Consider the following 21,280-nt stretch of genomic DNA (forward strand, 5'->3'; position numbering starts at 1 on the left):
TGCCATGGGCACTACCGTCATTGGCCTGATTGTTATTACTGTCGTCGTAATCTTTCTGGTCTTTATCTACAACCGTCTGGTTTCCCTGCGTAATCAGTTCAAAAACGGCTTTGCCCAGATTGATGTGCAGCTGCAGCGGCGCCACGACCTGATTCCAAACCTGGTTGAGGCTGCCAAGGCCTACCTTACCCACGAAAAGAGCACCCTCACCCAGGTCATGGAAGCCCGTAACAATGCGGTCAGTGCCCAGAAAGACGCGGCCAGGGACCCCGGTGACGGCACCAAGATCCAACGCCTCGGAAGTGCGGAAAATCTCCTGACCAAGGCCCTCGCCAACTTCTATGCCGTTGCAGAGAACTATCCGGAGCTGAAAGCCAACGAGACCATCCAGCAACTTATGGAAGAGCTGTCCAGCACCGAGAACCGGGTCGCCTTCGCCCGCCAGGCCTATAACGATGGCGTCATGAGCTACAACATTTTCCGGGAGCAGTTCCCCAACAACATCATTGCCGGCATGTTTGCCTTCAAGGAAACGGCACAGCTGGAACTGGATTCCCCGGAAGCCCGCCAGGCCCCGAAAGTGGCCTTCTGAGGCCCTGAGGCATGGCTCATCCGGGATTCTTTCAGCGCCAGGCCCATGCCCGGCGCAATACCAGCCTACTGGTATTCCTGTTCCTGACAGCGGTCGCATTTATCACCCTGGCGGTTTGTCTGGTGGGTTACTTGGTGACCCGCAGCGAATCGTCCGGCCTTGCCTTTCACCACTGGCTGCTTTCCAACCACGGACTGTTAACTGGCGCAACCGTCGTGGTATTGATTGGTCTCGGATCCCTGCTCCGCTGGATCGATCTCGCCGGCGGCGGCAGCCGGGTTGCGAAAATGGTGGGCGCGCGGCCAATTGACCCGGACACCCGGGACAGCGATGAGCGCAAACTGCGCAATATTGTTGAGGAAATGGCCATCGCCAGCGGTGTTCCAGTGCCGGAACTCTACGTGATGGAGCAGGAAACCGGCATTAACGCCTTTGTGGCCGGCTATACAGCCAACGAAGCAGTGATGGTGGTCACCCACGGTGCGATTACCCAGCTGTCACGGGACGAACTCCAGGGCGTCGTAGCCCACGAGTTCAGCCACATCTTTAACGGCGACATGCGCCTGAACGTGCGCCTGATTGCCCTGCTTGCCGGCATTCTGATGATTGGTCAGATTGGCGGTTTCCTGCTTCGGGCATCGTTTTACCGGGGCCACCGGGTCGGACGGTCCCGGGATGGGCGGGCACAGGCGGCCATGGGCATTATCGGCCTGGCACTGTTTGTGATTGGCTACGTCGGTGTTTTCTTCGGCCGGCTTATTCAGGCGGCAGTCTCGCGGCAACGGGAAATGCTGGCAGATGCCTCATCGGTTCAGTTCACCCGCAACCCCGAAGGGATTGCCGGCGCTTTGTTCAAGATCGGCCTGAAGGGCGGCTATCTGGACACCACCAGCCACGCCAGCGACATGAACCACATGTGTTTTGGCGAAAGCGCCCGGATGAAATTCACCTCCCTGTTGGCGTCCCACCCTCCCATTGATGAGCGTATTAACGCAATTCAGCCGGGCATGCTGGCCAGGCTGCGCAGTCGGCTCCGGGATACCGAGCCGGGGGCTGATCTTTACCGGGGTTCAGGCCCGGCACCTGTGGCCGGAGCATCAAGGTTCACCGGGGCAGCGTCGGAAATTCTCCGCCCAGTCACTGGAAAGGGCGCGCGAACATCGCCACTGGCCTCGCGTGCAGATCAGACGGACAAACCGGCCCGCAAGTTCTCAGACCAGGTCGGCACCATCAATCGGCAGAGCGAGGATTTCGCCCTCCGCTTCCTGAGCCGGCTCCCGGCCACCTTCCGGAATCTCCTGTACACCCGGGCCGGTGCTGTGCAACTTTGCTATGCCATGCTGATCAGCGAACTCTCCCGGGAACAGCAGGTGCAGAGGCTCACCCTGCTGCCCTCGCACCCGGTACTGGGCAGCCAGCCGGACCTGCTCGAAAAACTGCTGCCAGCCCTGAAGACCATTGGCGAGGGTGTTCGGTTCCCGGCCCTTGAACTGGCCATGCCCGCCCTTCGCAAGCTGGACCCGGAGGAACGGGAAACGCTCATTACCAACGTTCAGAAACTGGTGGCGGCGGATAACCGGGTCAGTCTGTTCGAGCTGGCGCTGACCAGCTTCCTGTCCCGGCACCTCGGCGCCGAGGCAGACAGAGTGGTTCCGGTTCGCTATAAGAGCTTCAGACCTGTACTGCCGGCCCTGCAAAGGCTCCTGAGCCTGCTGGCTCGCGCAGGCGCCACCTCCCAGCCCGACGCAGAAGCGCTGTACCGGGAAGCCATGGCGGGCTTTATGGATGCCCGGAACGGAACCCAGCCGGTCCTGGAGAAGGTCACCATGCGCCAGCTACGGGAAGCCCTGACTGCCCTGAACGGCCTGTCCCCCTTGCTGAAGCCTGCGGTGATTGATGCCTGCGGGCACTGCATAACCCACGATGGCAAGGTCGAGACACGGGAATACGAGCTGATGCGGCTTGTGGCGGACCAGATGGATTGTCCTATGCCGCCACTGATGGTGTGAGCGGCCTACTGAACCCGCTGGCTGCTGCCCGCATCGAATAGCGCGTCGATGGGTGGCTGAGAGCCATCCTCGGGCAGCCCGAGCTTTTTGCGCACATCAAGGTCGACCTCCCACAGGGCCCGGTATTTGATCTCCGTGGCGGCCACCGCGTCCGCCTTGCCCAGCATAATCGTAGGCTTCAGGAATACCAGTAGGTTACGCTTGATGCGGCTGGTGTTTTCCGATGAAAACAGACGCCCCAGAAACGGAATATCCCCGAGTAACGGCACCTTACTCCTGGTCACCTGGGTATCTTCACGAATCAACCCGCCAAGCACGATGGTTTCGCCGTCATCAGCCAGAACAGTGGTCTTGATTTCACGTTTGTTGGTCACGATGTCGGAGGCATTCTCAATGCTGTCTGCGACGCTCTCGGTGGTCTGCTCCACCACCAGCCGCACCAGACCATCGGCACTGATGGTCGGCGTGACCTTCAGAGTGAGGCCCACATCCCGGCGTTCGATGGTAGTAAATGGATTGGTGGCGCTATTGCCGGTAGAGGTGTATTGCCCTGTCCGGAAGGGCACGTTCTGGCCCACGGTGATCTCCGACTCCTGATTATCAAGGGTGATGATACTTGGCGTGGACAACAGATTCGCCGCCGTGGAAGTCGACAGTGCCTGCAACAGCACCCCCCAGCTCACGCCATTTTCGTTGCGTTCACCGGCGCCGATGGTGATCCCGCCTACGGCCGGGGCAATTGGGGTATCAGACAGGATGGCCGTCAACACATCCCCCAGGCTTCGCCCGACATTGCCGAAACTGGTACCAAGCACTGGCGTGGAACCGCCCGACTCGTCGCCGGCGGCCAGCTGAACCCCCAGATCCTGACCCATTTCATCACTGATCTCGACAATGGCCGCCTCAATCATGACCTGAGCCCGGCGCACATCCAGGGCTTCCACAATCTGCTCCGCTTCCTGCATCAACGAAGGCTCACCGCGAACCACCAGAGCGTTCAGGCCCTCATCGGCAAATACAGTGAAGGAATTACCGGGAGTGCCGCCCCCGGATGCGGAACCTGCCGCACCGGCACTTTCTTTCGCCACCTCACCCATCACACCCTTGAGAATCTCGGTCAGATTCTTGGCATCCGCATGCTTCAGGCGGAGAACCTTGGTGGTGCCGCCGGTCGCGGATGGCTGGTCCAGTTGCCGGATCAGCCCCCGCATCTTGTCGCGGAACGTTTCATCACCACGAAGAATCAGCCGGTTAGAGCGCTCATCCGCGGTAACACTGTACTTGCGCGCAGCATTGTCACCGCCGGCCCGGCCAAGTTCGTCCGGCGCCAGCTCCTGAAGCAGTGTAACCATGTCCCCCACCCAGGCTTCCTCGAGCTGGATGACTTCAACCTCATATTTCGATGGGCTGTCGAGTTCCCGGACAATCTGTTCGATACGCGCGATGTTCGAGGAATGATCGCTGATGATCAGCGCGTTGGCGGCAGCGACACCGGCCAGATGCCCATACTTCGCGACCAGCGGCCGAAGAATCGGCACCAGCTCGAGGGCGTTGGCGTTATCAATCTGAATGACCCGGGTAATAAGCTGTTCTGAGGGCGTTTCTTCAAAGCGGGTCAGGATTTCGGCGGACTGCTTGGCATCCACCTGCTGCACCACCTTGATAACCTCCTCGCCGGGAATGGCGGTGAAGCCATGCACGTTCAATACGGCCAGGAACAGGTCGTAAATCTCATCCTTGTTCATGGGGGCGCTGGAGAGCACCGTGACCTTGCCTTTAACCCTCGGGTCCACCACAAAGCTGTATCCGGTAATGTCCGCCACCTGGGTGACAAAGGCACGGATATCCGCATCCTTCAGGTTCAGCCGCCAGGTTTCTTCCTGCCCGTACGCCAATGACATCATTGGCAGCAGAATAAGCAGAGCAATGGCCCGTAACAGATTGGTCTTGTGGTTATACATCTGGCGATTTCTTCCTGTTTCGATGAACCCGGTCAGCGCCACTGCTCGGGTATGGCATAACTGATGGTGAGGATGGAGCCGTCACGCTCGATTTCTATCTCCAACTGAGACTGGTCACGCCAGTTCTCAAGCAGGGCCTTGTCCTGATCAATATTGCCCAACCGCTGGCCATTGATGGCTGTAACCACATCACCGGCCTGCAGGTTGACGGCGTTCAGCATGGCGTTGGAGCCATCATACACATATCCGGACATGCCGCTGTTATCCACCGGGCTGAGTCCAAAGGGTGCAAGTGCCGCAATGCCCTGGCTATCAATCTGTTCACGGGCGTTGGCCAGAAACGCATCGGGAGAGGATTCTGCCGGCTCCGCCGCTACCTCTGCAACCAGGTCCGAAGACACCGATTCTTCAAAGGCCAGCGATTCATAACGCCCGCCCCTGCGTATCAGTACACGCCCCGGTTCAACCTCAGCGAGTTCTGCATTACCGGGCAACACCTCTCCCACCCGGTAATACGCTGTTTCACCATTGCTTCCAGCAACTATAGCACCGGAGTCCTCCGGACGCTGCGCAACCAGCACGCCTTCGAGCCTAAGTCTCAGGCGGGTTTCCGGTGCCGAACGGCGATCGGCCTCAGCGACCTCAATCGCCCGCTCTGAACGACCGAAAAAATCGTAGATGGCCATGGAGTCCGTCGCGCGGTTACCCATGGCCAGACTGCCTGAGCCCTCCGATACCGGTGCCCGGGGAACTGGCTTGTCGTCCCAGGCAATCAGCCAGGTAATCCGGGCCAAGACTACACCCAGGTAGAGCACCAACGCCACCAGCAGTAGATTCGCAATACTCCTGGAAATCCGGCTCTGGGCCTGGCCACTGAGCAGGGCCATACTATCGTGCCCCCGGAACAAGCGGCTGCCGTACCCGGAACACAACGTCGCCCGGGCTTGCGGAGTCCGGCCAGGGCTGGCCAGCCAGATCCACCATGCGTTTGTAAACACGCAACTCCATCATCCCGTTCCAGGATATCGTCGCGTCCGCCGCCGGGCCTTCTCCACCCTGCTCTGCGACGGCCAGGGCAACACCACCCTGGCTGGTATCGACGGTATCCAGCGTCGCCTGCATCGGCGGGAATTCAGCCTGGCCCCGCTGATCGCCCATGGGCCAGGTAACCAGCCCACCACCCCAGCGCCCGAGGCCTTCAGCCCGGGTGATCCGGTTGTCGGCCCAGGCCATCTCCAGCCGGTCGATAATCACCTCACCCTCAATTATCGCGCCGCCACTCTGGCGGATAAGCTCCTCAAATTCAGCAACCGCCACTTGCCCGCGCGCATTCAGTCGGGCGCTGGCTGGCCACCCGATCGTAACATCACCATTCAGCGAAGATTGTGACGATTCCACGGAAATCCGAAGCGGCAGCTCCAGGCTGGTAACTGAGGGCAGGTGCAGGCGCCAGTCCACACGCAGTGGAAAACCCGCAACGATCATTCCAGCCTCACCATCCCAAAGCCGTCCGGCCACCTGCCGGACCTGGATCTGGGCCGGCAACGGCACATGGGCAGACGCCTGCTGCCAGACCCAGCCGGCAGGTACCAGAAACACCAATGACAACAGATAAACCAGAGCGCCCAACAACAGCAGCAAAAACACCTTGCCTGGGCGGAGAAAAGACTTTGGTTCAGCGTCACTCATTCAGCTACACACAGAAAATGGACCGGAAGCCGAGTCTAGCAAAGGCATGGCGCAAGTTCATGACAAAAAAACAAAAAACCCCGCGCCAGTGTGAACCAGCGCGGGGTTTTTAAAGGGCCAGGATCAGGCCGGCATTACATCATGCCGCCCATGCCTCCCATTCCGCCCATACCACCCATGTCCGGCATACCGCCGCCGGCTTTCTCGTCTTCCGGCTCGTCTGCAATCATCGCCTCGGTGGTGATGATCAGGGACGCAACGGAAGCGGCAGCCTGCAGCGCGGAACGGGTAACTTTGGCCGGGTCGAGAATACCCATTTCCAGCATGTCACCGAACTCTTCGGTAGAGGCGTTGTAGCCATAGGCACCTTCGCCCTCCAGGATCTTGTTCACCACAACGGAGGCTTCACCACCGGCATTGGTTACGATCTGGCGCAGCGGAGCTTCCATGGCGCGGCGCAGGATGTTCACGCCAGCCTTCTGCTCTTCGTTGATGGTTTCTACCTTCTCCAGGGCCGCAATTGCGCGGATCAGGGTAACACCGCCGCCCGGCACAACGCCCTCTTCAACCGCGGCGCGGGTGGAGTGCAGAGCGTCTTCAACGCGGGCTTTCTTCTCTTTCATCTCAACTTCGGAACCGGCACCAACCTTGATGACGGCAACACCGCCAGCCAGCTTGGCCACACGCTCCTGCAGCTTTTCCTTATCGTAATCGGAAGAGCTGTCTTCGATCTGCTTGCGGATCTGCTCAACGCGGGCCTCGATATCACCCTGGGCACCAGCGCCATCAATGATGGTGGTGTTTTCCTTGGTAATGTTGATCCGCTTGGCAGTACCCAGATCGTCCAGAGTGGTGTTCTCCAGAGTCAGGCCAACCTCTTCAGAAATCACGGTACCACCGCTCAAGATGGCGATGTCCTGCAGCATTTCCTTACGACGGTCACCGAAACCAGGCGCCTTGACGGCAGCCACTTTCACAATGCCGCGCATGTTGTTGACAACCAGAGTCGCCAGCGCTTCGCCTTCAATATCTTCGGCGATGATCATCAGCGGCTTGCCAGCCTTGGCGACAGATTCCAGCACCGGTAGCAGTTCGCGGATGTTGGAGATCTTTTTGTCGACCAGCAGGATGTACGGGTCATCCAGTTCGGCAGACATGTTGTCCTGGTTGTTGATGAAGTACGGGGACAGGAAGCCACGGTCGAACTGCATACCTTCAACCACGTCCAGCTCGTCTTCCAGGCCACGGCCTTCCTCAACGGTAATGACACCTTCCTTGCCGACTTTTTCCATCGCATCTGCGATAAGCTGACCAATGGTCTCGTCGCCGTTGGCGGAAATGGTGCCTACCTGGGCGATGTTGCGGTTGTCGTCACAGGGCTTGGACAGGTCACGGATGGCCTGCACTGCGGCGATAGTAGCCTTGTCGATACCCCGCTTGAGGTCCATCGGATTCATGCCGGCAGTAACGGCCTTGATGCCTTCCCGAACGATAGCCTGCGCCAGAACGGTCGCAGTGGTAGTGCCATCACCCGCGGTGTCGTTGGTCTGGGAAGCAACTTCCTTGACCATCTGGGCACCCATGTTTTCGAACTTGTCTTTCAGCTCGATTTCCTTGGCGACGGATACGCCGTCCTTGGTGACGGTCGGTGCGCCAAAGGACTTGTCGAGAACCACGTTGCGGCCTTTCGGGCCCAGGGTTACCTTTACTGCGTCTGCCAGAACGTTAACGCCCTGAACCATACGTTTACGGGCGCTGTCACCGAATCTAACGTCTTTTGCTGCCATGTCTTCAATTCCTGTTCGTTAAACCGAATTCGTTGAATCAATCGGAATAATAAGAGTTCGTGCCGGTCGCTTCCGCGATCACTCAAGCACGCCGTAGATGTCGTTCTCGCTCATAATCAGGAGCTCTTCACCGTCAACCTTTACGGTATTACCGGCGTACTGACCGAAAACCACGGTGTCACCAACCTTGACCGCCAGTGCACGGGTTTCGCCGTTATCGAGGATACGGCCATTGCCCACGGCAATTACCTCACCCTGGGACGGCTTTTCCTTGGCGTTGCCCGGCAGCACGATGCCACCTGCAGTTTTCTCTTCTTCTTCCTTACGGCGCACGACAACACGATCGTGTAACGGACGAATTTTCATCGCTCGATTTCTCCAATAGCCAGATTGATGTGGCAATGACATTGTTGATGTAGGTCGGATTAGCGAAGCGTAACCCGACAAATTGCCCGGCTTGATAACCAACTGTTTTCAGTGGAAATCAGCCCGCAGCGAACTTGTGATACCTATTTGGGGTAGCAGGTAGGGGTTTTCAACACCCCAAGACAAAAATTTTTCACTTTTTTTCGATGCGATCACGATCGGATTCCGTTTCGTCCCGGAATTCACCTTCGATAATGTCGCCATTGCTATCCCGGTCAAACGGCCGCTGGCTGCCAAAGGGATTCTCCCGACCACCAAACGGATCCTGACCGAACGGATTCGAGCCCCCGCCAGCGCGGAAAAAGAAGCTCTGGCTCCGGCTCTGACCAGCCACGACCATGCGCTTGAGAGCCTGGGCAGCAAGCCAGTGACGGGTTCCCGGAATCAGGCATAAGAAACCAACGGTATCGGTAATAAAGCCCGGAGTCAGCAACAAGGCACCACCAACGGCGAGGATCAGCCCCTCGGCAACCTCTTTGGCGGGCAGTTCACCACTGTTCAGCCGCTGATTGGCCCTCAGCAATGTTGCCAGACCCTGCTGGCGCAAAAGCCAGGCACCGATAACAGCGGTCAGTAACACCAGCCCGACGGTGTTTAAAACACCAATCATGCCGCCAACCTTGATCAACACCGCCATCTCGGCGATCGGCATGATAATAAATAGAAACAGGAACACAGACATCAGGCCCTCGCGGTCTGAATAGGAATTTCAGAAGGTCTGGTATACTCGCAGCCCTTCAGTTTTTAACAAGAAGCCACTCACATGGCTCGTCGCACCAGTGGCACCGGGCCTCCGTGGAATGTTGGAGGCCAGGGATGGCCGGAAACAAGCGTACATGGACGTACTCGCAGCGGTTCCACGGAGGCCCGGTGTCACTGGTGCCTGCACCCAAGCCTGGAAGGCAGAGGTCAGTCAGACGCATAGCAACCATCAACCACCTGATTACAGTAGTTAGGGCAAAACATGAAACTTCAAGATTCCGTGATTGCAATTACCGGCGGCGGCCAGGGTCTGGGCCGTGCCATGGCCGAATATCTTGCCGCCAAAGGCGCAAAAATAGCGCTCATTGACCTGATGCCGGACAAACTGGACGAAGCCGTCGCCGCCTGCAAAGCCGCCGGTTCAGACGCCAGACGCTACGTCTGCAACGTCGCCAAGGAAGAAGACGTTGAAAAAACCTTTGACGCCATCGTCAAAGATTTTGGCCATCTCAATGGCCTGGTGAACAATGCCGGCATCCTCCGGGACGGCCTGCTGGTCAAAGTGAAAGACGGCAAAGTCGAGCGCCGCATGGAACTGTCCCAGTGGCAGGCCGTTATTGACGTCAACCTCACCGGCGTATTCCTCTGCGGCCGCGAAGCCGCCACCCAGATGATCAGGAACGACGACCGGGGAGTAATCATCAACATCGCCTCCATCTCCCGCGCCGGCAACATGGGGCAGAGCAATTATTCCGCCGCCAAGGCCGGCGTCTCCGCCCTGGTTCCGGTCTGGGCCAAGGAACTGGCCCGCTACGGCATTCGCTGCGCCGGCATCGCTCCGGGTTTCATCGAAACCGAAATGACCGCCTCCATGAAACCGGAAGCCCTGGAAAAAATGACCGCCAGCATCCCCCTCAAACGCATGGGCAAGCCAGAAGAAATCGCCTCAGCGGCGGCGTTTATCTTTGAGAACGACTATGTGTCCGGGCGGGTGATTGAGGTGGATGGGGCTCTCAGGCTCTGACAATGCACTCGGGGTCTCAGCCTCGTGCTGAAGATCTCCTTGTCGGATTACGACTCTTTGAGCCTGATCCGACCTACGGTTGCCATTGGAATCGACGCATTGGGACGCGACCGTTGGTGACCTCTACGCCCTCACGCTTCAGTCTGCCAACCTGAGTTTCGTAGGCATGGGAGCCTTCGGGGAAGGCGATCTGGCCGTTGCTGCGGATAACCCGGAACCAAGGCACCGAATGGCCGGCAGGCAACTTGCCCAAAGCCCGGCCTATGTAACGAGCCTGTCGGCCAAGGCCGGCCATTTCTGCAACCTGACCGTAACTGACCACCCTGCCCTCAGGAACCGCCAGAACGACTTGCCAGATTTTCTGGTCTTTGGTGGGTTCGGACATCTCGCCTCCTGAAATCGGGGTCGGATGAACTTTTCATCTGACCCCATCTTCATCTGACCCCTGCTCATGCTGCGGCGCCAAAGCATCCAGGCGCTTGCCCTGGCGGATCATGAACATGGCCAACAGAACCGCCGGCACGCCCATAATCGCAGAGACCAGGAAGAACTCCGCATAACCGAACCCGGCTACCACAATGCCGGAGAACCCACCGAGAAACTTACCCGGCAAGGTCATCAGGGAGCTGAACAGCGCGTACTGAGTCGCCGTAAACGAGGCACTGGTCATGCTCGATAGCCAGGCAATCAACGCCACATTGGCAATACCGCCACTCAGGTTATCGGCACTGACCACCGCCGCCAGCGTAACCAGATTGGGCGGATACTGAGCCAGCAGAACGAACAAAAGGTTGGTGGCCGCTGTCATGATGGCGCCCAGCAACAGAATGCGCCGCACGCCATAGCGAACCACCATCACGCCCCCCATCAGTGAACCCGCGATGGTCATGAAGAAACCGAAAATCTTGGTAACGTCCGCGACCTCGGTTTTGCTGAAACCCATGAAATCCAGATAGAACGGATTGGCCATCACCCCCATGGCAATGTCCGCAATCCGGTACACCGCCACCATCAAAAGGATGGCGATGGACAGTTCCTTGTAGCGGCGGAAGAAATCCAGAAACGGACCGGCAACGGCAGCATAGAACCAGCCAATCAGCCGCGCCAGCCGTGGATTGAGATGGGTTCGCTTGCTGGCTTCCTGCTCAATCTTGTGGGCAATGTCCTGAGCCGCGACAAAGTGGTTCACCCGGGGCTCACGCACAATCAGAACTGTCAGCGCGCCAACGCCCACCAGAGCCGCCATCACCTCATAGGACACCCGCCAGGACCAGAACTCGGCCAGGTAAAGAGCGCCGGCACCGGCCACCAGCAGGGCCAACCGATAGCCAAAGATATAGGTAGCCGCCAGGGCCGCCTGGAGACGCTCCTCGGCAATCTCAATGCGGTAGGCATCAATGGCCACATCCTGGGTGGCGGAGGAGAATGCCACCAGCAATCCACAAAGGGCCATCATTTCCGGCGCAGCGATGGCGTCCACATGGGCCATCAGGTATAGGCCCGTAGCGATGCCAACCTGCGCGAAAATAATCCAGCTCCGGCGTTTGCCTAACAGCCGGTCCAGCAATGGCAGTTTCAGGCGATCCACCACCGGGGCCCAGAACACCTTGATGGAATAAGTAATTCCGAGCCAACTGAAGAACCCAATGGTGGCCGTTTCCACCCCCACATCCGCCAACCGGGCGTTCAGGGTGGAAAACACCAGCAAAAACGGCAAACCGGCGGAAAAGCCCAGGAACAGCAGGGCAATCACCTGCCAGCGGGTGTAGGTGTAGAGCGTGTCCCGGATCAGGGTCAGGCGGGTGCCGTTTACGATGGTGAAGCCTCCGGGTCAGTCGCGAAAATTGTTGAACTGCAGCGGGATATCCAGCTCGGTTTCGCGGAGCATGGCAATGGCGGTTTGCAGATCATCCCGCTTCTTGCCGGTTACCCGAACCTTGTCACCCTGGATGCTGGCCTGCACTTTCAGTTTGGCGTCCTTGATCATCTTCACGATCTTCTTCGCCATATCGGTTTCAATACCCTGCTTCAGCAGCAGATGCTGTTTTACCAGCTTGCCGGATTTGCTTTCACCGTCTTCAGACAAGGCCCGGGCGTCGATTTTGCGCTTGGCGAAGGCCATTCGCAGCATGTCCATCAGCTGTTCCAGCTGAAACTCCTGCTCCGCACTGATGGTAATGCCCTTGTCATCGTGCTCGATATTCGCTTCCACGTTCTTGAAATCCCAGCGGGTGGCCAGGTCTTTCCTGGCCTGATCCACCGCATTGGTGACTTCGTGCATATCAATTTCTGAAACAATGTCAAAAGACGGCATGGTCGTTATTCTCCAACAGGGTAAGCAGGTATACTTCTTCAATTTGCAGGGGATGATACCAACCCCCGGCAACTCCCGCATCTGACAATGGACTGGTAAAAAGAAGATAACAATGCCGAATCTGGACCTTCCCATACTCGTAGTAGACGACGCGAAATTCAGCAGTATGGTTGTTGGACGCACCCTGCGAAAGGCCGGGTATCGCGACGTACGCATCGTCAACAATGCACCGGAAGCCCTTGAGCTGATTGAACAGCGACCGGTGAGCGTACTGATCGCCGACTGGCTGATGCCGGAAATGGATGGGCTGGAACTGACCGACCAGGTTCGCCAGCAGGACGAGCAGAACAACCACTATACCTATGTAATCCTGCTCACCGCCCGGGAAAGCGTAGAAGCACTCTCAGAAGCCTTCGACCGCGGCGTGGATGACTTCATCTACAAGTCCGACATGACCAAACAGCTGATCCCCCGCATTTTTGCGGCAGATCGAATGGCAGACCGGCAGAACACCCTGCTGCGGGCCAACTCCCTGCTTATCGAGAACAACCGGGAGCTGGAATCCACCAACATCATCGATCTGGAAACCGGCCTCTGCAACAGCAAATACGGTCGGGAGCGGCTGACCAAAATGCTGCGCCACGCCGAATCCCGTGGCGGCTGTTCCGCATACGTGTTGTGCGGCATCCGGAACTGGCAGGAGCTGAAACGCAAATACCCGCCCACGGTAATGAGTGAACTCGCCATCGGCATCGCCCGCCGGCTGAGCACCCTGATCCGCCCGATCGACGCCCTGTGCCGAGTGGGCGACAACCAGTACGCCCTCATCGCGTATTTTCCGAACAGTGACCATTGCACCACCACCGCGTTCCGGCGCGTGTTCGACGGCATCAACCACAAAGCCCTGAAAACCACCGCCGGTTATATTTCCGTCGAGGCAGGCATGGTGCTGTGCAAGGCGGACGCCCAAAACGGCACACCCTCAATACAGGATATGGAGCGGGCCGCGGTTCAGGGGTTGGTGGATGCCTATGATACCCGCCGGTTTACCGAAACCGCGCCGGATGTCAGTGCAACGGCCTGACGATTTTGTCGGATTACGCTGCGCTAATTCGACACTCGCACCCAGCACCGCCCCATCACATTCGGTAACACTGATACACACTTCACAAACAGACAGCCAGAGGCGAAAGCCCTATTCTGCAATTGTGGATTCAAGCAGTATCCACCCATGGCGGGGGAGCCGTGCAGTACCTCCGCCGCACTATGGGAAGGTTGATCCACAGAATTAACGAATTTTTCAGGCAATTTCGTTCTTTCCTTGTTTTTCAGGCCAGCTTTCTAGCTGGCCTTTTTATTTTTACCACTTATTTTTCCAACCCGCCGCTCAGACTCTTCTGCACAAGTTCCGTTATACTCCGCCTATAACGACTCCAAAAACAGTGCTGTAACCATGAAAACCCTTGGAACCGCCTCAGTAGCCGCTCTGCGCCAATACGTTCGCGCTGCCGAATCCGCCGGAGTGGACATCAATCTGCTTTTCCACAAAGCCGAACTGAATCCGACTATCCTCGATACCGACGACGGCCGCATCAACGGCGAGCAGTTCCAGCATTTTATCCGTTTATTGTGCGAGCAAACCGCAAACCCAATTCTGGGCCTGGAAACCGGCGACTTTGTTCAGCCAGGCTCTTACAGTGTACTTGGCTACATCACCATGAGCTGCGCCACCCTGGGCGAGGCGGTAGCACGCATTGCGCCGTTCGAAAAACTCGTCGGAGATATGGGCACCACCAGCCTCGCCATGAAAGGTGACGACATCAAACTGAGCTGGAACTGCAATTACACCGATCCCGTCGTCCGGCCACAGCTGGTGGATAACGTCTTTGCCTCCTGGGTGAACTATGCGCGCTGGTTGGCGGATGATCAGAAGGCGTCACCCAGCTCAGCAAAACTACGCCGCACCTCGCCCGGCCCGGCGTTTGAGCGGGCCTATCAACAACGATGGCAGTGCCCGGTCACCTTTTCTGCCGACGAAGACAGCATTACCCTAAAAAAGACCCTCCTGGAAACCCGCCTGAGGCAACCAGACCCCCTACTCCGCAAAACCCTCGAAGCCCATGCCCTGAGCCAGCTGGCGTCTCTGGATACCGACAGTGACCTGACCTCACGGGTGCGGCATAGCATCCAGCAGCAACTGATGCACGGCATTACACGGCAGGATATGGTCGCAGAAGACCTGGGAATGACCAGCCGCACGCTACAGCGGAAACTGAGCCAGGAAGGCGTGTCTTACCAGAAACTGCTGGATGAAGTGCGGCAAAAAATGGCCGAGGACTACCTCTGCAACAGCGAGCTGGCCATTCCGGATATTGCACTCAGGCTGGGATACAGTGAAACCACGTCGTTTCACAGGAAGTTCAAGGCGGTAACGGGGAAGACGCCCGGCGAATTTCGCCAGTCAGAAAAGCCAGGCAGGTAGCGCTTTTCAGGACTGTCGTTGGCCAAGGATGGCCAACGTCAAGCGCACAAGGATGTGCTCGTAGCGTGTCCTGAAAAGCGCTGCCTGCCTGGCGCTTACGCCGAATTAGCAGGCAATGCTTTTAAAGCTTTCGGCCTTTCCCTGCAGCAATCCGCAGACGCAGGGCATTCAGCTTGATAAAGCCTTCCGCGTCCTTCTGATCGTAAGCACCCTGATCTTCCTCGAAGGTGGCAATCTTCTCGTCAAACAGGGAATCGTCAGACTTACGACCAACCACGTCCACGTTGCCCTTATAGAGCTTCAGACGAACGGTACCGTTAACATAAGCCTGAGTCTGGTCAATCAGCGCCTGCAGAGCTTCACGCTCCGGCGACCACCAGTAACCGTTGTAGATCACCTCGGCGTAACGCGGCATGATGCTGTCTTTCAGGTGTGCCACCTCACGGTCCAGAGTGATGGACTCGATGGCACGGTGGGCACGCAACATGATGGTGCCGCCCGGTGTTTCGTAGCAGCCACGGGACTTCATGCCCACGTAGCGGTTCTCGACGATGTCCAGGCGACCAATACCGTTCGCGCCGGCAACCTTGTTCAGGGTTTCCAGCACTTCATGCGCCTTCATCTCCTGACCATCGACGGCAACAATGTCGCCCTTCTTATAGGTCAGCTCAACGTACGTCGGCTTATCCGGCGCGGTTTCCGGAGACACACTCCAGCGCCACATTTCTTCCTCGGCTTCTGCCCAGGGATCTTCCAGATTGATGCCTTCGTAAGAGATGTGCAGCAGGTTGGCATCCATGGAGTATGGGCTCTTGCCCTTCTTCTTCTCCACCGGAATATTGCGCTCGTCACAGTACTGGAGCAACTTCTCGCGGGAGTTCAGATCCCACTCACGCCAGGGCGCAATCACCTTTACACCGGGCTTGAGCGCATAGGCGCCCAACTCGAAACGAACCTGATCGTTACCCTTACCGGTAGCGCCGTGGGAAATCGCATCCGCGCCTGTTTCATTGGCGATGTCGATTAGACGCTTGGCAATCAGCGGGCGGGCAATGGAGGTACCCAGCAGGTACTCACCTTCGTAAACGGTGTTGGCGCGGAACATCGGGAACACATAATCGCGTACAAACTCCTCGCGAAGGTCCTCAATGTAGATTTCCTTAACCCCCAGCGCCTCGGCTTTCGCCCGCGCCGGCGCCACTTCCTCGCCCTGGCCGATATCGGCGGTGAAAGTCACCACCTCACAATTATAAGTGTCCTGCAACCACCGAACGATAACGGAAGTATCCAGGCCACCGGAATAGGCCAGCACCACCTTTTTAATATCAGACATGCCCTTGCTCCAGACTGAACAGAATGGATGTGTTGAAAAGAAGGGCAGTATTGTACGGGAGAGCGGGGGGAATGGCTATAAAGCCCCTCTCCCCTGGCGGGAAAGGGGCTGGGGAGAGGGAGTTATTGACTAGCCAGCAGCCTGCTGCCCAACAGCCTCTTCCCGAATGCCATCCCAGCCTTCCTTGATGGAGCGCAGCAAGTTAGCCACTTCATCCAGCTTGGCCACATCATTCCTGGCATTCGCCTCAAACAGGGTGCGCTCCATGTAGTCGTAGAGCCCTTCCAGCCGGGCTGCCAGGTCGCCGCCCTGTTCGAAATCCAGGAAGCTGCGCAGCCCGCCGATAATTTCAATGGCCTTGGAGATCAGCTTGCCCTTGCCCTCGTAATCCTTGGCCTGCATCCGGGCCTTGGCCATGTTGATCCGCTCCAGGGCTCCGTTGTACAACAGCTGAATCAGTTTGTGCGGATCCGCATCGGTGATGCTGGTTTGGGTGTTTACCCGCTGGTATGCCTGTAAACCATTCATAATAAGCCTCTTCGTTCGCTAACGGGCATTCGCCGGTCAGTTGTTATTCCGATTGTTTTGGGGGGCCAGTGCGGCCAACTGCTGAGTTACGTAGTCCCGGGTACTGTTGAGCTGCGAAATCAGGGAATCTGCGGCACTGAACTGGGCGACCAGGCGTTCGCGATAAGATGTAATCCGCTCCTCCAATCGCGCACGGCTCTCCTGGATCTGCTCCAGATCCCGGTTCAGGCTTTCGGTCCGGGATTCAATCGCACCGCCCGAGCCCACAAAGTTACTCACCAGATCAACTGTCCGTTCACCCACGCCTTCAACAAAGGTGATGGAACCTCTTGAGCCAGTCTGATCACCGAGGACTCTCACCTGCAAACCAGAGGCGCCACCATTTCCGCTACCTAGGAACAGCACTTGGCCATCGCCTTCAGCGGTGCGACCACCGATTGTCCCTGCAACATCGTTTCCGGCTGCTCCTGCCGCCACGGCCAAGCCATAGGCCGCGCCATCCTCTGCGCTGGTCACGCTCACATTCGATTCACTGCCATACTTAGAGGAAGTAAACGTCAGTTTTCCATCTGCATCCAATCCCACCTGAACCGACACATCGGCCGCATTCAATGCATTACTGCTATTCAACTGGGATTGTATTTCGTCCACAAAAGCCTGCGGAGACGTGTAGTCGCCCTGGGTCAACGTCAGGCTTACGGAAGTTTCCCCGTTTACCTGCAACGTAAACTCATCATTAGCACCAGAGATCGTCAAGGGAGTTGTTGCGTTGGCGACCAGTGCGGCATTCCCCGTCAACGAGCCCTGAGTTGCCGCCTGAGTAATTGCAATATCATAAGTGCCTGGCTCGGTGCTCAGTCCGCTGCGCACAAACTCTACCTGGCCATCGGTGGTTCGGCCCTGCTCAGCGAACAAAGCAGTCACGTCATCCGGGTAGGCTTTGAGCTGCTCCTCAAACTTTGCGCGATCAAACTCCAGCCCGCCGGTTTCAAAATTGGTTGTGATGCCGACGTCCGCGAGGCTGCGCACATTGGCATTTTCCAGGCCTGGAACTACCCGAGTCAGGATCTGGCGCAACTGATTCTGGATGCCACGTACGGTGGAATCGCCTGTCAGCAAGCTCCCGACACCCGCCTCGGCATTGAACCCAGCCAGGCTGTCGATAGTTGATTGCAAGGCGTTGAACTTATCAACGAATCCTTGAACACGGTCAGCCACGGCACCAAAGTCCTGCTCCACTTTGATGGTGGAAGTGCCTGTCGCCTGAATATCAAATGTGAGGCCATCTATCACATTTTCGAAGTTATTGGTGGATCGAGTGACGGCAACACCGTTGATTTCCATCACCGCATCAGTAGCAGCAATCGTTTCAGTCAGGCCTGCACCTGCGTCCATGCCAGCATTAAAGGCAAATCGCGAGAGCCCCTGATTATCGGTGTCAGTGCCACCGCTGTCTCCCGATACGGAAATACTCACCGCATTGGCCGTGCCGGTTTCATCGGCAGAGAGCACAAGCTGAAACCCACTGCCTGTATCAATAACGCCTGCGGAAACCCCTGATTCGGACTCGTTAATGGCGTTTGCCAGACCCTGGAGTGTGTCGTTGTTACTGTCGATGGTGATATTCGTGGTTTTGTCGCCAACCGACAATGTCAACGTGCCCTGGCCGACACTGGTTGCATCCCGGTCCGCAAATACCGCATTAGAAGCCAGTGCCTGAGCCTGGGCCAGACTAGTAACATTCACACTGTAAGTACCGCGACTGGCCTTGGTGCCATCGACAGAAACCGCAATATCTTCGTTAGAGGAACTTGCCGAGAAAGCCTTCAGATTATCCGGCGCGCTCAGTTGGCGCATCGGAAGTCGCAATTCTGTCACCGCACTACGCAGCTTGCCGTAGGCCGACAACAGGGCCTCGGTTTTCTGGGTCTCCCGACTCAGGCGCGTATCAGTTGGCTTGCGTTCCGCAGCCACCAACTGGTCCACCAGGTCTGCGTTCAGCACCCCAGACCCAACACCCAAAGATGAAATACCAGCCATATTCATGCCTCCTCAAGGGGGCGAAATCCGATTCTGATCAGTTTATCGGCAAAAGGCGGCAAAACTTTGCCTTTTTCTTCCGTCGATTTGTAACGCCATGTAACGCCACGTCGCTCTCCATCCCCCTCACGGCAGACGGGATGGGGCAAGAGGGTTAGACACTCCAAAACGCAGAACACCGCCGAACCCTCTCGGGTGCGGCGGTGCTGAAATACCGTCGTTTTAATCCGCGCAAGAGCGGCAACTCTTACACCTTGATGTTAAACAACGTCAGCGGCTCACCCTGCTGCAAGTTCTCTGCCAACCTCAATGCCAATTCGTCCGGAATCTGGCGAATAACCTCTTGGGTCTTTTGATCAACCACCTTTACGATGGTCTGCCCAAGATCATTATCCACTTCGAACTGCAGATCCCGTTGCACATTCTGAACAAAATCGTTCAGCTGGCTGACCGCGTCGTCGAGTTCCTCGCGCTGGGCTTCACTACGCGCCTGAAGCTCCTCAGCTTTAGACGGCTTTGTAGCTGCCTGAGGACTCTGAACCGGGCGAGCAGCAGCAGACGAAAGAGCAGGGTCGGAGGCATTCCTGCCCTCGGCCTGAGATGACGACATTGCCTTCACCGGGACCGGTTCACTGGCTCTAACCAGCTTCAGGCTCGGGTTGTTCAGGTTAACGTCATTCATAGCTTTACCTCGCTATCCTCAAACGGCATTAAGCCGGAACCCGAAGGTTCCGGCTGTTACCGCTAAGCCCCTATTACTGCAGGAGGGACAGAACCTGCTGCGGACGGGCGTTGGCCTGAGCCAGTACAGAGATGCCGGCCTGCTGCAGCACCTGGGATTTGGAGAGCTTCGCGGTTTCAGCAGCGAAGTCAGCGTCCAGGATACGGCTGTTGGCAGCACTCAGGTTTTCTGAGGTTGTTGCCAGGTTTGCAATCGTGGAGTCGAATCGATTTTGCACCGCACCCAGCTCACTCCTCAAGCTGTTCACCGTTCCCAGGGCAGAGTCGATACGTTTGATTGCATCATTGGCCTTATCCACGTCAGTGACACTAACGGTATCAATAGAACCAGTGGCGGCCTGAGTTTGACCATCGGTGAAGCCTGCAAAGGCTTCGTTATTGCCACTCAATGTAATGGCTTCAAGAGCCTCAATGGTGACCTGGCCTCGCTGGGTTGCCGCTGAACCGACCGTCCCGACGGCTGCCGCAGTAAAGCCTGTGGTTCCAATTGCGGCGGCTCCCGTGGCACTGGTTAATGTTTGCGCAGTAACAGTGAAGTTCTTGCCATCAGCTTGAGTGAGGATAATACCGCTGGTGGCTGCGGCTGTGGCTTCGGCTGTAAAGCCCTCAACGCCCGCGGCAGCAGCCTGCTCATTGATGGCCTGAGCGAATTCAGCCTCGGTTAAGGTGTCAGAGGTAGTGCCCGCTGTCAGAGAAACCGTAAATGAAGTTGTGCCGACGGAAATATCCGCTGAGTAGGTCCGCACTCCAGTACCAGTCGCAGCAGCAATATCTTTGAACCCAAGTTCGTTGACGTTAGTCGCTGAAACTGAGGTAAGGCCGCTGACGTTGGCATCGTTGATTGCCGCGGCAATCGACTCCGCAGAATCGCTATCGGAAGCACCAACATCCACCGCTTGACCGGACCCTACCTGAATTTTCAGATCGCCGGCTCCAAGGGCAGCAGTAACATCAGTACCCTCCAACGAAGCAAGAGAACCAATTTGTTCCCTACGCGTACCCTGCGACAGATCTACACCGATAGTTTGACCAGAATTAGCACCTACCTGGAAATTCTGCTCACCAAAACTACCATCCAAGACTTTAAGACCGTTGAACGCGGTCTGGGTTGAGATACGCTCAACTTCAGCCAGTCGCTGCTGTACTTCCTGATCCAGAGCTTGCCTGTCAGAAGCGCTGTTGGTGGCGTTGGCAGACTGAACCGCGAGATCACGGATACGTTGGAGGTTGTTGGTGATCTCATCCAGGGCGCCTTCTGCCGTCTGGGCAAGGGAGATACCATCGTTGGCATTTCGGGTAGCCACATCCAGGCCACGAATCTGCGACTGGAAACGGGTGGAAATTGCCAGACCAGCCGCATCGTCTTTGGCAGAGTTGATCCGCAGGCCGGAAGACAGACGCTCGAGAGCCTGGTTGCTCAGATCCTGAGACTTTTGAAGCTGATTTTGCGCGCTCAGAGACGCTACGTTTGTGTTGATACCGAGAGCCATGATGCTTCTCCTAAAACTGGTTAGTCTTTCTGGAAAGAGGTCTGACGCTTGCTTTCATTTCTGGTGCGCCGCCCTGCTGAAGTGCTTAACGACCCGCCCTGACAAACCTTGAGAAAAGATTTCGGCTTTATTGTAATTAATTGTAAAGCGGCAAAGGGCTTC

Annotated in this window: 19 protein-coding genes; 5 read left to right on the plus strand and 14 right to left on the minus strand. The window is 57.2% G+C overall.

The window, feature by feature from the left end; all coding sequences use genetic code 11:
* Positions 1-4 precede the first annotated feature (4 nt).
* Both CLH62_RS03870 and CLH62_RS03875 read left to right on the plus strand, forming a co-directional pair.
* A complete protein-coding gene (locus CLH62_RS03870) occupies positions 5-592 on the plus strand; it encodes a LemA family protein (RefSeq protein ID WP_099616807.1) in 588 nt (195 codons plus the stop codon).
* A gap of 11 nt (positions 593-603) precedes the next feature.
* A complete protein-coding gene (locus tag CLH62_RS03875) occupies positions 604-2,601 on the plus strand; it encodes a M48 family metallopeptidase (protein ID WP_099616808.1) in 1,998 nt (665 codons plus the stop codon).
* A gap of 5 nt (positions 2,602-2,606) precedes the next feature.
* On the opposite strand, the gene gspD is transcribed toward CLH62_RS03875, so the two are convergent.
* From gspD to CLH62_RS03905, 6 genes are all read right to left on the minus strand, one after another.
* Complete coding sequence (gene gspD, locus CLH62_RS03880; RefSeq protein ID WP_099616809.1) at positions 2,607-4,562, minus strand: type II secretion system secretin GspD; 1,956 nt, start codon at positions 4,560-4,562, stop codon at positions 2,607-2,609.
* Between the two features lie 32 nt (positions 4,563-4,594).
* Positions 4,595-5,449, minus strand: a complete 855-nt coding sequence (locus CLH62_RS03885) for a type II secretion system protein N (RefSeq protein ID WP_099616810.1) — start codon at positions 5,447-5,449, stop codon at positions 4,595-4,597.
* 1 nt (position 5,450) lies between these two features.
* The gene (gene gspN, locus CLH62_RS03890; RefSeq protein ID WP_099616811.1) at positions 5,451-6,251 is read right to left on the minus strand and encodes a type II secretion system protein N; all 801 of its coding nucleotides are present in this window, start codon (positions 6,249-6,251) and stop codon (positions 5,451-5,453) included.
* A 134-nt stretch (positions 6,252-6,385) separates the two neighbouring features.
* Positions 6,386-8,038, minus strand: coding sequence for a chaperonin GroEL (gene groL, locus CLH62_RS03895; RefSeq protein WP_099616812.1), 1,653 nt, complete (start codon positions 8,036-8,038; stop codon positions 6,386-6,388).
* 78 nt (positions 8,039-8,116) lie between these two features.
* Complete coding sequence (gene groES / locus CLH62_RS03900) at positions 8,117-8,404, minus strand: co-chaperone GroES (protein ID WP_011785505.1); 288 nt, start codon at positions 8,402-8,404, stop codon at positions 8,117-8,119.
* Between the two features lie 193 nt (positions 8,405-8,597).
* Complete coding sequence (locus CLH62_RS03905; protein WP_099616813.1) at positions 8,598-9,146, minus strand: FxsA family protein; 549 nt, start codon at positions 9,144-9,146, stop codon at positions 8,598-8,600.
* A 282-nt stretch (positions 9,147-9,428) separates the two neighbouring features.
* On the opposite strand from CLH62_RS03905, the gene CLH62_RS03910 reads away from it, so the two are divergent.
* A complete protein-coding gene (locus CLH62_RS03910; RefSeq protein WP_099616814.1) occupies positions 9,429-10,190 on the plus strand; it encodes an SDR family oxidoreductase in 762 nt (253 codons plus the stop codon).
* Between the two features lie 73 nt (positions 10,191-10,263).
* On the opposite strand, the gene CLH62_RS03915 is transcribed toward CLH62_RS03910, so the two are convergent.
* The 3 genes from CLH62_RS03915 to CLH62_RS03925 form a co-directional block, all read right to left on the minus strand.
* Positions 10,264-10,575: an MGMT family protein gene (locus tag CLH62_RS03915; RefSeq protein ID WP_099616815.1), complete on the minus strand. Its 312-nt coding sequence runs from the start codon at positions 10,573-10,575 to the stop codon at positions 10,264-10,266.
* A gap of 33 nt (positions 10,576-10,608) precedes the next feature.
* Positions 10,609-11,943, minus strand: coding sequence for an AmpG family muropeptide MFS transporter (locus CLH62_RS03920; protein ID WP_211285640.1), 1,335 nt, complete (start codon positions 11,941-11,943; stop codon positions 10,609-10,611).
* 78 nt (positions 11,944-12,021) lie between these two features.
* On the minus strand, positions 12,022-12,504 hold the full coding sequence (locus tag CLH62_RS03925) for a YajQ family cyclic di-GMP-binding protein (RefSeq protein ID WP_099616816.1): 483 nt from the start codon (positions 12,502-12,504) through the stop codon (positions 12,022-12,024).
* Positions 12,505-12,616: 112 nt separating this feature from the next.
* On the opposite strand from CLH62_RS03925, the gene CLH62_RS03930 reads away from it, so the two are divergent.
* Both CLH62_RS03930 and CLH62_RS03935 read left to right on the plus strand, forming a co-directional pair.
* On the plus strand, positions 12,617-13,588 hold the full coding sequence (locus CLH62_RS03930; protein ID WP_099616817.1) for a response regulator: 972 nt from the start codon (positions 12,617-12,619) through the stop codon (positions 13,586-13,588).
* A gap of 369 nt (positions 13,589-13,957) precedes the next feature.
* Entirely contained in the window at positions 13,958-14,986 is a 1,029-nt protein-coding gene (locus tag CLH62_RS03935; protein ID WP_099616818.1) for an AraC family transcriptional regulator, read from the plus strand.
* A 121-nt stretch (positions 14,987-15,107) separates the two neighbouring features.
* Here the strand turns inward: CLH62_RS03935 and CLH62_RS03940 are convergent, their stop codons facing one another.
* The 5 genes from CLH62_RS03940 to CLH62_RS21560 form a co-directional block, all read right to left on the minus strand.
* Positions 15,108-16,319: an argininosuccinate synthase gene (locus CLH62_RS03940; protein WP_099616819.1), complete on the minus strand. Its 1,212-nt coding sequence runs from the start codon at positions 16,317-16,319 to the stop codon at positions 15,108-15,110.
* Positions 16,320-16,448: 129 nt separating this feature from the next.
* Positions 16,449-16,847: a flagellar export chaperone FliS gene (gene fliS, locus CLH62_RS03945; RefSeq protein ID WP_099616820.1), complete on the minus strand. Its 399-nt coding sequence runs from the start codon at positions 16,845-16,847 to the stop codon at positions 16,449-16,451.
* 36 nt (positions 16,848-16,883) lie between these two features.
* Entirely contained in the window at positions 16,884-18,887 is a 2,004-nt protein-coding gene (fliD, locus tag CLH62_RS03950) for a flagellar filament capping protein FliD (protein WP_099616821.1), read from the minus strand.
* A 247-nt stretch (positions 18,888-19,134) separates the two neighbouring features.
* Positions 19,135-19,569: a flagellar protein FlaG gene (locus CLH62_RS03955; RefSeq protein WP_099616822.1), complete on the minus strand. Its 435-nt coding sequence runs from the start codon at positions 19,567-19,569 to the stop codon at positions 19,135-19,137.
* Between the two features lie 73 nt (positions 19,570-19,642).
* A complete protein-coding gene (locus CLH62_RS21560) occupies positions 19,643-21,118 on the minus strand; it encodes a flagellin N-terminal helical domain-containing protein (protein ID WP_099616823.1) in 1,476 nt (491 codons plus the stop codon).
* Positions 21,119-21,280 lie beyond the last annotated feature (162 nt).

Origin of the sequence: Marinobacter guineae, assembly GCF_002744735.1 — a bacterium.
Lineage (GTDB): Bacteria > Pseudomonadota > Gammaproteobacteria > Pseudomonadales > Oleiphilaceae > Marinobacter > Marinobacter guineae.

Coding starts and splice junctions, on each gene's coding strand:
- CLH62_RS03870 (WP_099616807.1), top strand. CDS start 5: ATGGGCACTACCGTCATTGGCCTGATTGTTATTACTGTCGTCGTAATC.
- CLH62_RS03875 (WP_099616808.1), top strand. CDS start 604: ATGGCTCATCCGGGATTCTTTCAGCGCCAGGCCCATGCCCGGCGCAAT.
- gspD (WP_099616809.1), bottom strand. CDS start 4,562: ATGTATAACCACAAGACCAATCTGTTACGGGCCATTGCTCTGCTTATT.
- CLH62_RS03885 (WP_099616810.1), bottom strand. CDS start 5,449: ATGGCCCTGCTCAGTGGCCAGGCCCAGAGCCGGATTTCCAGGAGTATT.
- gspN (WP_099616811.1), bottom strand. CDS start 6,251: ATGAGTGACGCTGAACCAAAGTCTTTTCTCCGCCCAGGCAAGGTGTTT.
- groL (WP_099616812.1), bottom strand. CDS start 8,038: ATGGCAGCAAAAGACGTTAGATTCGGTGACAGCGCCCGTAAACGTATG.
- groES (WP_011785505.1), bottom strand. CDS start 8,404: ATGAAAATTCGTCCGTTACACGATCGTGTTGTCGTGCGCCGTAAGGAA.
- CLH62_RS03905 (WP_099616813.1), bottom strand. CDS start 9,146: ATGTCTGTGTTCCTGTTTCTATTTATTATCATGCCGATCGCCGAGATG.
- CLH62_RS03910 (WP_099616814.1), top strand. CDS start 9,429: ATGAAACTTCAAGATTCCGTGATTGCAATTACCGGCGGCGGCCAGGGT.
- CLH62_RS03915 (WP_099616815.1), bottom strand. CDS start 10,575: ATGTCCGAACCCACCAAAGACCAGAAAATCTGGCAAGTCGTTCTGGCG.
- CLH62_RS03925 (WP_099616816.1), bottom strand. CDS start 12,504: ATGCCGTCTTTTGACATTGTTTCAGAAATTGATATGCACGAAGTCACC.
- CLH62_RS03930 (WP_099616817.1), top strand. CDS start 12,617: ATGCCGAATCTGGACCTTCCCATACTCGTAGTAGACGACGCGAAATTC.
- CLH62_RS03935 (WP_099616818.1), top strand. CDS start 13,958: ATGAAAACCCTTGGAACCGCCTCAGTAGCCGCTCTGCGCCAATACGTT.
- CLH62_RS03940 (WP_099616819.1), bottom strand. CDS start 16,319: ATGTCTGATATTAAAAAGGTGGTGCTGGCCTATTCCGGTGGCCTGGAT.
- fliS (WP_099616820.1), bottom strand. CDS start 16,847: ATGAATGGTTTACAGGCATACCAGCGGGTAAACACCCAAACCAGCATC.
- fliD (WP_099616821.1), bottom strand. CDS start 18,887: ATGGCTGGTATTTCATCTTTGGGTGTTGGGTCTGGGGTGCTGAACGCA.
- CLH62_RS03955 (WP_099616822.1), bottom strand. CDS start 19,569: ATGAATGACGTTAACCTGAACAACCCGAGCCTGAAGCTGGTTAGAGCC.
- CLH62_RS21560 (WP_099616823.1), bottom strand. CDS start 21,118: ATGGCTCTCGGTATCAACACAAACGTAGCGTCTCTGAGCGCGCAAAAT.